A 13953-nucleotide genomic window follows, 5' to 3' on the forward strand; every position below is an offset into this window, starting at 1 on the left:
ATATAAAAATCTAATCTATTGCAACCATTACATTATAACATACAGCCCGATTCTTTCAACAGAGAGCCTTCAAATTATGGGAGAAGAAATTTCCTCTAGCTCACGGAGCTGTTCCATCAAGCTGTGGCATTCAGCGGATTTTTCTATTTCCCCATTCAGTTCTTCCCAAAGGATGGAATCTGCAAACATTTCCGCTGAATAGCTTCCATAAACCACCGCAAGATCTTCCGGTTTCCCTTGAAGTTCCAATGGATATAGGAGAAAACAATGCCTTTTCACTAATTCATGGGCGTGTTGATACAAAGTCGGATTCCGTTGGGACAGTAATTCTTCCAGTTCCTCCGATACCCTTTTGAACGTATCCGATTCAAACACATCCTGCAGTGAGGATGGGATGACTTTCACTTCTTCATTCAATTTATTGATTGAAACTTCTTTATCATATCCATGTTCCCGTAAAACATTCAGGATCATGGATTGTAGAAATGGGTGGGAATCCCCTTTCCCTAAATAAGAAAGGAGCTCATGCAGGTAAGGACGGATATTCTGATTCACGAGCTGTGCCGTGATCAAGGTCTGTTCCTCCAAGCTCTTATCTTTCAGGATGGTGGTGACTGGAATTTCAGTATCTTCTTTCACTTCGCTATCCGGCTCTTTGCCATCCCTTACTTTTTCACTGAATTGAAGCAGTTTCTTGAAATGTTCTTCCTTCTCAAACGGCACTTCTTTTTCGTCAAAAAGGGCGTGCAGCGTATCGATCACTTCTTGATGTTGATGAAGCTGAATGAGGATCATCAGGTACATATCAACCACCTCGAAATAGTCCCCGATTCCTTCAAGAAGCATTTCTTTGCAAATCACTTTTGCTTCATCATATTTTTTATTTTCATAAAGGGCCAGCACCAACGCTGTATTGATGTCAGGATTGTCCGGTTCCATTTCATACGCCTGGGTCAAAAGGTCGGCTGATTCCTGGATATCCCCGCTTTCTAGTGCCTGGACACCCTTTTCAAGAAGCCGTTCCTTCAATCCGGGAAACTGCAGGACCTTTCCTTTCCCCTCATTGTTTTTCTTTGTCATGTTTTGTACCCGCCTATACGTATTAAAGATGGTAATAGTGTAGCATGTGAAATTGGAGAAAACAAAAATAAGCAGACGAGACTTTTGCATAATAAAAAAAAGCCCGCCAACCGGCAGACTTTTGTGTATGTAGAGTTAATGGCGTCCCAGAAGAGATTCGAACTCCCGACCTACAGTTTAGGAAACTGTTGCTCTATCCTGCTGAGCTACTGGGACACATTCTATACATCAGGATAACTCATCGTTTAAAAGTTATCAAGCGGTAATTGGGATAAAAAAAGGATACCCTCACAGCTTACTGTGTCAGTATCCCCTGCTTGTCAAAACCCTGATATCAAGGTATGTATGTAATGATAGTGGCGTCCCAGGAGAGATTCGAACTCCCGACCGACGGCTTAGAAGGCCGTTGCTCTATCCTGCTGAGCTACTGGGACAATTCAGTTTTATGTGGTCCGTTTTTCAAGGACAATATTTATTATATTCACATAGCATATAGAAGTCAATACATTTTCAAAAAAAGTTTTTTGTTTTTTATGTTCGCCCATCCATTGCTCTTTACCTATTCATTATATCCTTTTCATACCGGGAAGAAAAGAAAAAGAACCCTCTTAATATAAAGAGAGTTCTTTCTAGGAAAAACTCAAGATCAAACACTAAATTCCTGTTCTTCCACTACGTCATGTTCATGAGTCAAAAACTGCACCCTGACCACGTCTTGATGGGCTTCAACCAGTGCATAGGTCCTTTCCTGCCTTCCACGCGGCAGCAGGATGCTTCCTGGATTCAAGAACAATGTGCCGTTCACCATCTCCGCTCCGAGCGTATGGGAATGCCCGAAGAAGACAAACTTCGCACCGGTCTCTTCCGCTTTATAGCGAAGCTTCATCAAGGACATCTTGATCCCGTACAAATGTCCGTGAGTGACGAAAATGGTCTGTCCTTCCACTTCTTCAATCAGATCCTCAGGAAAACGTGCATCCATGTCACAGTTCCCCCGGACAGCAAGATAACGGGATAGTGCCCCATCATCGGCACTCAGTTCTGAATCTCCACAATGAATCATTGCATCCACTTTTCCATTGTATTTTTCAGCCAGTCCTTGAATTTCTTCTTTCGATCCGTGGCTGTCACTTACAACCAAAAGCTTCATTATTTAATCACCCTTTATACAAAATCGTTGATCTCTGCCCTCAGCTTCTTCAGGGCATTTCCTCGGTGGCTGATGCTACTCTTTTCTTCAGGAGAAAGTTCCGCCATTGTTTTTCCTAAAGATGGGACAAAGAAAATCGGATCATAACCAAATCCTTTTGTTCCGCGTCTTTCCTGGAGGATCTCCCCTTCGCATGTACCATGGACCGTTCTCGTTTCAATCCCTGGACCGGCAATCGCAAGGACACAGTGAAATCTTGCACTTCGGTCACCTCCTGGGACATCCTTCAATTCCTCAAGCACCTTGTCCATATTTGCCTCGTCATTCTTCTCTTCCCCTGCATACCGGGCAGAATAGACGCCAGGACGTCCTTCCAGTGCATCAATCGATAGTCCTGAATCATCAGCGATTACGAGCGCATCCAATTCCTTCGCCACAGTCTCCGCCTTCAGTATCGCATTCTCCTCAAATGTCGTACCCGTCTCCTCGACATCCTCGATATGAGGGAGGTCTAGTAGTGTTTGTACCTCATAACCGAATGGCGCAAACATATTTTCAAATTCTTTCGCTTTTCCCTTATTTTTGGTGGCGATGATCACACGTTTTTCCATGCCCTGATCTCTCCCCTCACTGCATTCTTTGTGCCAGTTCACCAAGGGCACTCTTTTGCATTTCGAATAGTTGCTGAATTCCATCTTGGCCCAGTGCAAGCAATTCGTTCAATTGGTTCATGGTGAAAGTTGCTTCTTCCCCTGTACCCTGTAGCTCAACAAATTCCCCTTCACCTGTCATGATGATGTTCATATCGACCATCGCTTGACTGTCCTCGATATAATTTAGGTCAAGTACCGCTCCATGCTCCTCTACAATTCCTACGCTTGTTGCGGCTAAATAACTTTTTAGAGGGAAAGAAGATATCTTTTTATTATCTTGTAATTTACCTAGCGCGAGTGCCATGGCAACAAAGGCACCGGTAATGGACGCAGTCCGTGTTCCGCCATCCGCCTGGATCACATCACAATCGATCCAGATCGTGCGCTCCCCGATGGCGTCAAGATCAACGACTGCCCTTAAGGCACGTCCGATCAAACGCTGGATTTCCATCGTTCTTCCTGAAACCTTCCCTTTTGATGATTCACGGATATTCCTTGTTTCCGTCGCTCGCGGGAGCATGGAATACTCAGCAGTGATCCAGCCTTTTCCACTGTTCCTCATGAACGGGGGAACGCGATCTTCAATGCTTGCATTGCAGATCACCTTTGTATTGCCAACCGTGATCAAAACAGACCCTTCAGGGTGCATGACATATCCTGTTTCCATTTTTACATCTCTCAGTTGATTCTTTTCTCTTCCATCAGCTCTCATTGTTGATCCTCCTGTACTGCTCGATTTCCATTCATATGTAAAAGTTCTTCTCAAAAAAGAGAAGAGGTGGCATTAGCCCACCTCTTTCTTTGTTCTATAATAGTATATCAAAAAATGATCATTTAAAAACTAATTGCATTCACATTTTCTGGACGGGTCACTGGTTCGGTCACCTGCTCGCCATCCTTGCTGACGGTAGTCGCCTCTCCATTCACGAGTACAGATACGCCTTTAACCCCTTTTTGCTCAGTCAGTGAAAGGACGAGTGTATTCAGCATATGCTCTGAAACGACTTTCTCTTCAATGCTTCCATATACCGCTTCATTGAAGTTAAGAGTGACCGTCCCATCTTTCAACGAAGGATCATCCAGGAGTGCAGCTCCGGTAAAGTCGCTTGCGAGAGATGAACCATATCCCGGCCCTTCAATAAGTTCCTGGACGACCGCTTTTACTTCATCAGATTCGTTGGAACTTACCCGCTTTGTTACCGGTACATAGTATGATTGTGAATCGGTCTGCGCCACGTAATAGACCGTCACCGGTTTCGTACTCGTCGGATCGGCCACACCGCTAGTATCGACATTGATCCCCATTTTCCTGGATAATCCGGATTCATCGATCGGTGTACCGTTAACAGGCATTTCCGTCAGCGGGTAGCCGTTCACGCGAAGCTCGACCTTTTCAACTGAATCAAACTGTGTCAGTGTCCATGTGACCGACTGAAGGATTTTTTGTTCATCCTCAGGCTGGTAATTATTGAATTCCGGTGAAAAGTCAGCAATGGCCTTCCCATCCTTGATATTCACTGTCACCTGGGTATCCGCAGGAAGGACTCCCCTGAAGCCATTCGGCAAAATGTTTTGGACCGGTCCATTCACCACCAGGTATTCCAGTGCCTGTTTGGCGACACTTTCATTATTCGGTAGAGGCAATGATTGCGAAACAACATATCCATTTTTATCAATCAAGTAGAGCTCTGTCATCACCGTTTTTTCAGCGGCTTCCTCTTTGCTTGCCGTATCCTTTCCTTCTCCCTCTTTACTAGCGGCAGTATCTACTTTCTCACCCTCTTTTAAGTAAGATACATCCTGTGGCGGATCGATTTTTTCTTTATCCCCGAAACTTAACAGCCCGCAACCAGAAAGATATACTGAAGATGCTAACACCGTTACAGCAATTGACACTTTCGCTTTTTTTGACATCGCGAAACCTCCTAAAAGACAGTTTGTACTACATATATACGAGCCCCCTTCCTGAAATAGACCGAAACTTTTCAGAAAAGGAGACAAACTTTTTTAAGAGGTTGCATCCTTGGATGGAATCTTGGATTATTTTCTGCAATTCCATTTTGGATCGATACAAAGCATCCATCTACAATCAAACACTCAATTCGTTTATACGCTTCATTAAATCTGTCTCCGCACATAAAAAACCATCCGGCTTGAGACACGAATGTCTTAAAGCCGGATGGTTTCAGCGCTGACGGTTCCTATATTGAGCCAATCAGTGGCGATTTGTGAAAACAAAAGGGATGAGCCGGTCGTAAAGAAACGGTGCTGAGGCACTTTCTTCCCTCGGTATAGAAGATTGTAATAATCCAGTATTGTACTGATTTCCCTGGCCGTTTCATCTCCTGAACTGATGACGCTCACCTGTCCCCCCATAAACGCCTGTATCTTCTTCTGCAATAAAGGGTAGTGTGTACAGCCTAAGATCAGTGTATCGATGTCTGTATCCTTCAATCCCGAGAGCGTCTCTTTCACGATTGAATCCGCTGTCGGACTATTGTATTCCCCGCTCTCTACTAACGGCACGAACTTCGGGCAAGCCAGAGGACTCACCTCGAGGCTACCGTGCAGTGAATGAAGTGCTTCTTCATATGCTCCACTGTTGATCGTCCCGACCGTACCCAGTACCCCGATCTTTTTATTATACGTATGCTTGATCGCTGCCCTCGCCCCAGGGTGGATGACACCGATGACCGGGATATCCAGGTGCGTCTGGATTTCGTCAAGCACGACCGCGGTCGCCGTGTTGCATGCGATGATGAGCATTTTGATATCATACTGAAGCAGATAATCCGTCATCTGCCATGTAAACTTCTTCACTTCTTCTGCAGATCGCGGTCCATAAGGACATCTGGCTGTATCTCCAAGATAATAGATCGTTTCTTTCGGCAATTGACGCATGACCTCTTTCGCCACCGTCAAACCGCCAACACCTGAATCGATGACGCCTATTGGTTGAATCACTTTATTCCCTCACTCTGGTTTCATTTCTTGATGCAGCTTCGCTAGATTCTTTTTTAAGACGAGCACTTCGTCTTCAGAAAAGTCTTCTAGGACACTTTGAAGATAATTCTGCCTCTTTTCAATCACTTCTTCAATGATTCTTTCGCCCTCTTTTAACATATGAATCCGGACGACCCGTCTGTCATTCTCATCCTTCACTCTTTCGACCAGTTCATTCTTTTCCATGCGGTCAACAAGGTCGGTTGTCGTACTGCATGCAAGATACATTTTATTCGAAAGATCACCGATCGTCATGTCACCGTATTCAAACAACCATTGAAGTGCGATGAACTGAGGAGGGGTCAGAGTGTATTGACTCAGGATTTCCCGTCCTTTTTGTTTAATGATGGAGGATATGTATCTTAAGTCTTTTTCAATATCTGCTACAACCTGCTCATCGGCAAGCTGGACTTCTTCTTTATTCATTCATGATTCTCCTTTTGGCTTCTAGAACTCGAGTAAGTAACATTTTTCCCCGGCAAATGAGCGTGACAGCCGCCGGGTTTGCCTACTAGCATTTTCTCTTTTTTTTAGATAAATTTCAAGAAAAGTCCTGAATTATTTCAGTTTCAACTAACGGGTAAAACTAAAAGGGACTGACTCCCATTTGTACAATAAACGGTTAACCCGGCTAATTGTGCATAAGAATCAGTCCCTTACTGTTAAAGCTTGAGTTCCCCCATGCGAAGAAGCTCTACAACTGCCTGAGATCGCCCCTTCACTCCAAGCTTTTGCATGGCGTTGGAAATATGATTCCGAACTGTCTTTTCACTGATAAATAAATCACCAGCTATTTCTTTTGTTGTTTTATCTTGGACTAACAGTTCGAATACTTCTTTTTCTCTCTTTGTGAGCAACGGTTTGTGTGTAAAATCATTGTCCTTCAATTATGGTAACCCTCCTTGCCTTCGCCAGCTTTAAACCGCGGGGATGGGTATTGTTGGTCGTCAGAATATCATATGTGAAGGGTCGGTTTAGAGTGACTTAGAGAAGAAGGAAATTATGAAAATAGGCTGCGATTCATTCACACACGATTCATGATGAGGAGGACATGACGGATGGACTGTCAAACTTCCCTCTCATCTCTTCTGTCCAAGGAACACCTTTTCCCGTTTTACGCGAAATCTGTACCATCGTCCCTCTACCAACGAAGCAGACATCTTGCTTTTCATTTACGCCCATATAATGCAGATCGACTGATGAATTTCCTACGGTTGCTGCCTTGACATAAACCTTTAAGCGTTCGCCAAAGTATACTTGCCTCAGAAAGTCACACTGCAGATCTGCTACAACCGGAATCGTGTCATGATCAGGCGCTACCCAATCCTGCATAAATCCTTTGTATTTAAAAAAGTCGGTTCTCGCTTCCTCGAAATATGTAAATGGAATGGTGTTATTCAAATGTCCAAACATATCCGTCTCGGAAAAACGAACCTTTACATCGATGGAGAAATGAAATTCTTTTTGCCATGTGTCTATATCTTTAATGTATGTAATGTGTTTCAAAATGGCGCCTCCTTATCGGTAATTTAAAATGAATGAATGTTCATTCTTTTCTGTTTATTATAATCGTTTTGGCTCCATTTAGGAACCGTTTCGGCTCAAAAACTTGGACTTGGGGCGGACTCTGCTATTGAATCCAGGTTTTTCATGTGTGCTTGAAGCAAATGATTGATTGTTACCTATAAAATAATTTGGAACGATCTACAGATTTATTTAGATGGTGGACGACTGAAGGTAAATCAAGGTTTATTGAGCAGGATTGATTGTCCATTTTATATTGATCGAAGGGAATCTTTCGGTTATGGAGGATAATCTTCGAGTCTGGTTCAATAATCTTTTCGTTTGGGGCAAAAATCTTTCGCTTTTAACCATAAATCTTTCAGTTTCAAGAATTATCCCGTCACTTGGGAAAATAAGGAACAACCTCATCACTCCCACCTTCCCATCAGCTCAACTTGGACGCTGCTTACTAACGACTCCCACACCCAAAAAAAGCACTTCCCCAAAGGAAAGTGCTTTTTAAAGTCATTAGTCTACCATATGGTCGCTTCCGAAGAAGTTTTTGAACATTTGGAAAGATGTTTCGCGGTTCAGTGCTGCGATGGATGTTGTCAAAGGGATTCCCTTCGGACAAGATTGTACGCAGTTTTGAGAGTTACCGCAGTTGGCAAGGCCTCCGTCACCCATGATGGACTCCAGACGCTCGTCTTTGTTCATGGCACCTGTTGGGTGAGCATTGAACAGACGGACTTGGGAAAGCGGTGCAGGACCGATGAAATCAGATTTACTGTTTACATTCGGACAAGCCTCCAAACAAACTCCACACGTCATGCATTTGGATAATTCGTATGCCCATTGACGCTTTTTCTCCGGCATACGTGGTCCAGGACCAAGGTCGTATGTCCCGTCGATCGGGATCCATGCCTTCACTTTTTTCAAGCTGTCGAACATGCGGCTTCGGTCGACCTGCAAGTCGCGCACAACCGGGAATGTCTTCATCGGAGCCAATCGGATCGGCTGCTCCAGCTGATCGACTAGGGCTGTACATGATTGTCTAGGTTTTCCGTTGATGACCATCGAACATGCTCCGCAAACTTCTTCTAGGCAGTTCATGTCCCAGTTGATCGGGGTAGTTGCTTCCCCTTTCGCATTGACCGGATTACGGCGGATTTCCATAAGGGCGGAAATCACGTTCATGTTCGGACGATAAGCGAGTTCAAATTCTTCTTGGTAAGAAGCTGCTTCAGGGCCGTCTTGACGAGTAATGATAAAACGGACTTTCTTGTTTTCACTCATCACTTACTTCCCCCTTTACTCTTAGAATAGTCGCGCTTACGAGGTGCGATCATGCTTGTATCGACTTCTTCATAGTGGAATTCAGGTGAATTCGTTGTGGCATTATATTTTGCCATCGTCGTTTTAAGGAATTCTTCGTCATTACGCTCAGGGAATTCCGGCTTATAGTGTGCACCGCGGCTTTCGTTACGGTTGAGTGCCCCGATTGTGATGACTCGGGCAAGCTGAAGCATGTTCCAAAGTTGACGTGTGAACGTTGCACCTTGGTTGCTCCATTTAGCCGTATCATTGATATTGATATTTTTGTAGCGTTCCATAAGCTCGACAATCTTGGCGTCTGTTTCTTTCAATTTATCATTATGACGTACAACCGTTACGTTATCGGTCATCCATTCACCAAGCTCTTTGTGGAGGACGTACGCATTTTCGGTTCCATTCATGGACATGATTTCGTTCCACTTTTCCTCTTCTTGCTTCACATGGCGCTCGAATACGGAAGAAGGAATGCTTTCAACTGACTTTTCAAGCCCTTGGATATACTTCACCGCATTCGGTCCTGCTACCATACCGCCGTAGATGGCTGAAAGCAATGAATTGGCACCAAGTCGGTTCGCGCCGTGCTGTGAATAATCACATTCCCCTGCAGCGAATAGACCCGGGATATTCGTCATTTGATCGTAATCGACCCATAGTCCACCCATTGAATAGTGAACGGCAGGGAAGATCTTCATTGGTACTTTACGTGGGTCATCACCCATGAATTTCTCATAGATTTCGATGATTCCACCAAGCTTGACATCCAGTTCCTTGGAATCTTTATGGGAAAGATCAAGGTAAACCATGTTTTCTCCATTAATACCGAGCTTTTGATTGACGCAAACATCGAAGATTTCACGTGTCGCGATATCACGCGGTACAAGGTTTCCGTATGCCGGATATTTCTCTTCAAGGAAATACCAAGGCTTACCGTCTTTATATGTCCATACACGTCCGCCTTCACCACGTGCAGATTCACTCATGAGGCGAAGCTTGTCATCACCAGGGATGGCTGTCGGGTGAATTTGGATGAACTCACCGTTTGCATAATATGCACCTTGCTGGTAAACGATCGAAGCGGCTGACCCAGTGTTGATGACCGAGTTCGTGGACTTACCGAAGATGATCCCCGGTCCACCAGTCGCCATGATCACAGCGTCGGCTGCAAATGATTTGATTTCCATCGTTTTAAGGTCTTGGGCAACGATCCCGCGTGCAGCGCCATCGTCATCGACAACCACGCCAAGGAATTCCCATCCTTCAAACTTGTTTACTAGACCTGCCACTTCATGGCGACGGACCTGCTCGTCCAATGCATAAAGAAGCTGCTGTCCAGTCGTTGCACCGGCAAATGCAGTACGGTGATGCTGTGTTCCGCCAAAGCGACGGAAATCAAGCAATCCTTCCGGCGTCCGGTTGAACATGACTCCCATACGATCCAGCAAGTGGATGATTCCAGGTGCTGCTTCTGTCATCGCTTTAACAGGAGGCTGATTCGCGAGGAAATCCCCTCCATATACTGTATCGTCAAAGTGTTCCCAAGGAGAATCCCCTTCCCCTTTTGTATTTACGGCTCCATTAATACCACCTTGAGCACATACAGAGTGAGAACGTTTTACGGGTACAAGTGAGAATAAATCCACTTCCGTTCCTACTTCTGCTGCTTTGATTGTGGCCATCAAGCCGGCCAATCCACCGCCGACTACAATGATTTTGCCTTTACTCATCGTGACTCACTCCTTTTCCTGCAAAGTTGCCAACTGATTTCTATCAGACTTCTATAATTGATTTTCTTATACAAATGCGAAGATTGCGCGCAAACCTACAACTGACAATGCTACAAAAATTCCGATCGTAACATATGTAGCGATTAATTGAGAACGAGGTGAAACGGTAATCCCCCAGCTCACACAGAATGACCATAAGCCATTAGCAAAGTGGAAAATCGTTGAAAGCACACCGATTACATAGAATGCAAGCATCAGTGGATTCGATAGGATATTCTCCATCATTTGAAAATTGACTTCGGCTCCGAACGCTGCAGCTACCCTTGTTTCCCAGACATGCCATGTAACAAAGATAAACGTGATTACCCCTGAGACACGCTGAAGCAGGAACATCCAGTTACGGAAGTAGCCGAATCTAGACGCGTTATTCTTTGACGTGAACGCAATGTAAATCCCGTAAATTGCATGGAAATACAATGGTAGGAAGATGATGAAGATTTCAAGGAAATAACGGAAAGGCAGACTTTCCATGAAATGTGCCGCTTGATTGAAAGATTCTTCCCCGCCTGTAGCAAAATGGTTCACGACTAAATGTTGAGTTAAAAATAATCCAACTGGAATAACACCTAGTAATGAATGAAGCCTACGATAATTAAATTCTCGATTTCCAGCCATGATTTACCCCCCTTAATCATAAAATATGAGGTCGTTTTCTAAGCTGAAAGCTCATTAGCCAACGATCCATATTTTATGTTGTAACAATTATGTGACAAGTCTCATTTTACTCCCCTAAAGAGGAAGCGTCAAGAAAACGGATACATTATTTCGACAATATCGCAAAAATATTTTCAATTGAAAGATAACATTAAAAAACGTTCAGCCAGTAGGTTTAATAGTTAGAAAATTCTAATAAATTATAAAAAATATTATATCACCAAAATATCCCATCTTCCTTTTTCACAAGTATGGGATGATAATTCTCATTGGGATGTATATAATAGTTTTATAGAAAGAGGGGATTTACTTGGAACAGAAAAATGAAGAAATTTACGAACCGGACGTTCCAATCTTTGGATACGAATTGATAAGAGATATCCTGCTCCCGGAAGTTTTGGGAAAGCATACACCTGAGATCTTATACTGGGGAGGAAAGCAGCTCTCGCGGAAATTCACCCTTCAATCAATGGATGAGTGCACATCTTTCTTTGATGAAGCGGGTTGGGGGAGACTGTCCGTAACGGAACAGAAGAAAAATGAGATGACCTTTGAATTACGTGGTCCACTGGTCGAAAGGCGCTTATCGATGAAAACCGACGCTTCGTTTAAACTGGAAGCCGGTTTCCTTGCAGAACAATTACAGCTTCAGAAAAAATGCATCACCGAAGCTGCAGACGAGATACATAAACGTTCAAAATATGTGAAAATCACCGCTCGCTGGGATGATAAAGATAAAGTTGAATAACCATCGCATAGAAAAGGGTTGACTCCTTCATAAGAGTCAACCCTTTTATAATTATGACGTCACTTCTACCTGGACAGCATCGAGATTGAAGGCTGTGTGCAGGACCCCTGCTGCTTTTTGCATATTCTTCTGATCGACCACTGCAGACACCTTGATTTCAGAGGTGCTGACCATTTTGACAATGATGTCATTCCCAGCGAGGACTTCGAACATTTCTGCTGCCACCCCAGGGTTTGAGATCATTCCGGAACCGACGATCGAAACCTTGGCAAGATCCCTTTCATGCTCGATATGGGTGAAGCCCAATTCATTCTGATGCTTCTCAAGCACCGAAAGGGCTTCATCCAAATCCTGTTCCTTGATGGAAAAAGATAAGTTTGTTGTATGGCGGTCTGTTTGACTTTGGATGATGATGTCGACGTTCAATTGATTTTTTGCGAGTGTCGTGAACACGGATGATAGCCCTGTCAATGCATTGCCGAGCCCAAAGACGGTCACCCGTACGATTTCATCCTCAAATGCGACACCTCTTACCACTAAATTCTGTTCCATGCTGGCTTCCTCCTCAATGTACGTACCTTCCACTTTTTCAAGACTTGATCTCACTTCCAGTGGGATCTGATAATTTTTTGCAAATTCAACTGCGCGCGGATGAAGGACACCCGCTCCCAGATTGGCAAGCTCGAGCATCTCATCATAGGAAATCGAAGGCAATTTCCTGGCTCCTTCTATATATCGTGGGTCCGATGTATACACTCCATCCACATCGGTATAGATATCACATCGGTCTGCTTTCAATGCAGCTGCGATTGCCACTGCCGTTGTATCGGAGCCCCCTCTTCCAAGCGTCGTGATTTCACCTGATGCCGTCATCCCTTGGAAACCGGCTACGATGACCACTTTTCCACTTTGAAGCTGGGCGGTCATTTTCTCGGTATGGATGTTTGTGATGCGCGCATTGCTATGGACTGATTCCGTTTCAATCCCGGCCTGCCAGCCAGTATAGGATATGGCCTCCTGCCCCGCTTGGATCAGTGCCATCGTCAAAAGGGAAATCGTCACTTGTTCTCCGGTGGATAACAGCATATCCATTTCTCTTTTACTTGGGTGGGAAGTGATTTCCCTCGCAAGTCCGACCAGCGTATCGGTTGTCTTTCCCATTGCAGAGACGACAACGACTACGTCGTTCCCCCGATTCTTCTCTTCCACGATCCTTGACGCAACATTTCGAATTCTTTCAACAGAACCAACTGACGTTCCACCGAATTTCTGAACGATAATACTCACAGCTTCTCCTTCTTTCTCTTTGAGTGTAGAAATGGAACCTTATTTTCTGAAGAGAATCATCTGACTACTGCACAATTTCCCGCTGCATGATGGATGACATTCATCCACCTTCAGACCCATGCCTGATAATAAAAAAAGCAATGAGATGGAGATCTCATTGCTTTATGAACTTAGAGTAAGAAATACTTAATCGTTCATCGGCATTGTGAGATAGCTCTCCAAGATTGATTCATCTTGACAATCCTGCATTTCTTAAACACAGGACCAGCGGATTCAGTATGAGCCTGAAACCACTTCGGCGAATCTCCCCTTTCCAGACATCTCGTCGGAGCCCATACTCCTCTTTGTCTGTACTCTTGAAGCTCGCACCTCTATCACCACTATTGAAAGTGATAATGTTTTAAATTATCGATAATTATAGCACACGAAAAAAATGGAAGCAATGAGTTTTTTTAAGGATTTTTTCAGCAAGCTAGTTTAACACTTTTGAATGCCGCTGTTGATTTCCGTGGAAGACTTCGCTTTCCGCGGGCGGTTGGTGAGCCTCCTCGTCGCTGCGCTCCTGTGGGCAGAAAAGCGGAGGCGGCTTGTTCAGCCCCGACAAGCATAAGATGAATAGGCTGAAAAGGCGCTTTTTGCCTTTTTTCCTATTTAGCTTATGACCTCGAGGGGCTAGCCGCCGGAACTGGACAGGTCTCACCTAACTCGCTTCTCCAGCAGGAGTCTTCGTCTTCCACTCCAATCAACAGCTGGAAT

The 13953-nt window shown here is 44.4% G+C and carries 14 protein-coding genes, 2 tRNA genes and 1 riboswitch; of the genes, 1 reads left to right on the plus strand and 15 read right to left on the minus strand.

Annotation, left to right across the window (positions count from 1 at the left end; genetic code table 11):
* Window positions 1–69: 69 nt before the first annotated feature.
* The 14 genes from LCM10_RS15240 to LCM10_RS15305 form a co-directional block, all read right to left on the minus strand.
* Window positions 70–1080, minus strand: coding sequence for a tetratricopeptide repeat protein (locus LCM10_RS15240; RefSeq protein WP_224877153.1), 1011 nt, complete (start codon window positions 1078–1080; stop codon window positions 70–72).
* 139 nt (window positions 1081–1219) lie between these two features.
* A tRNA-Arg gene (locus LCM10_RS15245) sits at window positions 1220–1296 on the minus strand.
* A gap of 141 nt (window positions 1297–1437) precedes the next feature.
* Window positions 1438–1514, minus strand: a tRNA-Arg gene (locus tag LCM10_RS15250).
* Window positions 1515–1726: 212 nt separating this feature from the next.
* Window positions 1727–2230 (minus strand): metallophosphoesterase, encoded by a 504-nt coding sequence (locus LCM10_RS15255; protein WP_224877154.1) that lies wholly within the window; start codon window positions 2228–2230, stop codon window positions 1727–1729.
* 14 nt (window positions 2231–2244) lie between these two features.
* Window positions 2245–2841 carry an XTP/dITP diphosphatase gene (locus LCM10_RS15260; RefSeq protein WP_224877155.1) on the minus strand — a complete coding sequence of 199 codons (597 nt, stop codon included), beginning with the start codon at window positions 2839–2841 and terminating at the stop codon, window positions 2245–2247.
* 16 nt (window positions 2842–2857) lie between these two features.
* Window positions 2858–3595, minus strand: coding sequence for a ribonuclease PH (rph, locus tag LCM10_RS15265; protein ID WP_224877156.1), 738 nt, complete (start codon window positions 3593–3595; stop codon window positions 2858–2860).
* A 122-nt stretch (window positions 3596–3717) separates the two neighbouring features.
* Window positions 3718–4797 carry a GerMN domain-containing protein gene (locus tag LCM10_RS15270; protein ID WP_224877157.1) on the minus strand — a complete coding sequence of 360 codons (1080 nt, stop codon included), beginning with the start codon at window positions 4795–4797 and terminating at the stop codon, window positions 3718–3720.
* Window positions 4798–5052: 255 nt separating this feature from the next.
* The gene (gene racE / locus LCM10_RS15275) at window positions 5053–5847 is read right to left on the minus strand and encodes a glutamate racemase (RefSeq protein ID WP_224877158.1); all 795 of its coding nucleotides are present in this window, start codon (window positions 5845–5847) and stop codon (window positions 5053–5055) included.
* 9 nt (window positions 5848–5856) lie between these two features.
* A complete protein-coding gene (locus tag LCM10_RS15280; RefSeq protein ID WP_224877159.1) occupies window positions 5857–6312 on the minus strand; it encodes a MarR family winged helix-turn-helix transcriptional regulator in 456 nt (151 codons plus the stop codon).
* Window positions 6313–6548: 236 nt separating this feature from the next.
* Window positions 6549–6773, minus strand: coding sequence for a helix-turn-helix domain-containing protein (locus LCM10_RS15285; RefSeq protein WP_048006283.1), 225 nt, complete (start codon window positions 6771–6773; stop codon window positions 6549–6551).
* A 148-nt stretch (window positions 6774–6921) separates the two neighbouring features.
* Window positions 6922–7392 carry an acyl-CoA thioesterase gene (locus LCM10_RS15290; RefSeq protein ID WP_224877160.1) on the minus strand — a complete coding sequence of 157 codons (471 nt, stop codon included), beginning with the start codon at window positions 7390–7392 and terminating at the stop codon, window positions 6922–6924.
* A gap of 525 nt (window positions 7393–7917) precedes the next feature.
* Complete coding sequence (gene sdhB, locus LCM10_RS15295; protein WP_224877161.1) at window positions 7918–8685, minus strand: succinate dehydrogenase iron-sulfur subunit; 768 nt, start codon at window positions 8683–8685, stop codon at window positions 7918–7920.
* Complete coding sequence (sdhA, locus tag LCM10_RS15300; RefSeq protein ID WP_224877162.1) at window positions 8685–10448, minus strand: succinate dehydrogenase flavoprotein subunit; 1764 nt, start codon at window positions 10446–10448, stop codon at window positions 8685–8687. The genes sdhB and sdhA overlap by 1 nt, the downstream gene beginning before the upstream one ends.
* Window positions 10449–10514: 66 nt before the next feature.
* Window positions 10515–11123 (minus strand): succinate dehydrogenase cytochrome b558 subunit, encoded by a 609-nt coding sequence (locus tag LCM10_RS15305; RefSeq protein WP_224877163.1) that lies wholly within the window; start codon window positions 11121–11123, stop codon window positions 10515–10517.
* A gap of 349 nt (window positions 11124–11472) precedes the next feature.
* On the opposite strand from LCM10_RS15305, the gene LCM10_RS15310 reads away from it, so the two are divergent.
* Entirely contained in the window at window positions 11473–11910 is a 438-nt protein-coding gene (locus tag LCM10_RS15310; protein ID WP_224877164.1) for a YslB family protein, read from the plus strand.
* Between the two features lie 51 nt (window positions 11911–11961).
* Here LCM10_RS15310 and LCM10_RS15315 read toward each other — a convergent pair whose 3' ends face one another.
* Entirely contained in the window at window positions 11962–13197 is a 1236-nt protein-coding gene (locus LCM10_RS15315; protein WP_224877165.1) for an aspartate kinase, read from the minus strand.
* Between the two features lie 203 nt (window positions 13198–13400).
* Window positions 13401–13579, minus strand: a riboswitch (Lysine riboswitch).
* Window positions 13580–13953: the final 374 nt, after the last annotated feature.

Origin of the sequence: Rossellomorea aquimaris, assembly GCF_020171925.1 — a bacterium.
GTDB lineage: Bacteria > Bacillota > Bacilli > Bacillales > Bacillaceae_B > Rossellomorea > Rossellomorea aquimaris_F.

Excerpts from the sequence above, each read along its gene's own strand:
- LCM10_RS15255 (WP_224877154.1), bottom strand. The coding sequence starts at position 2,230 with ATGAAGCTTTTGGTTGTAAGTGACAGCCACGGATCGAAAGAAGAAATT.
- LCM10_RS15270 (WP_224877157.1), bottom strand. The coding sequence starts at position 4,797 with ATGTCAAAAAAAGCGAAAGTGTCAATTGCTGTAACGGTGTTAGCATCT.
- sdhA (WP_224877162.1), bottom strand. The coding sequence starts at position 10,448 with ATGAGTAAAGGCAAAATCATTGTAGTCGGCGGTGGATTGGCCGGCTTG.
- LCM10_RS15240 (WP_224877153.1), bottom strand. The coding sequence starts at position 1,080 with ATGACAAAGAAAAACAATGAGGGGAAAGGAAAGGTCCTGCAGTTTCCC.
- LCM10_RS15260 (WP_224877155.1), bottom strand. The coding sequence starts at position 2,841 with ATGGAAAAACGTGTGATCATCGCCACCAAAAATAAGGGAAAAGCGAAA.
- sdhB (WP_224877161.1), bottom strand. The coding sequence starts at position 8,685 with ATGAGTGAAAACAAGAAAGTCCGTTTTATCATTACTCGTCAAGACGGC.
- rph (WP_224877156.1), bottom strand. The coding sequence starts at position 3,595 with ATGAGAGCTGATGGAAGAGAAAAGAATCAACTGAGAGATGTAAAAATG.
- LCM10_RS15305 (WP_224877163.1), bottom strand. The coding sequence starts at position 11,123 with ATGGCTGGAAATCGAGAATTTAATTATCGTAGGCTTCATTCATTACTA.
- LCM10_RS15280 (WP_224877159.1), bottom strand. The coding sequence starts at position 6,312 with ATGAATAAAGAAGAAGTCCAGCTTGCCGATGAGCAGGTTGTAGCAGAT.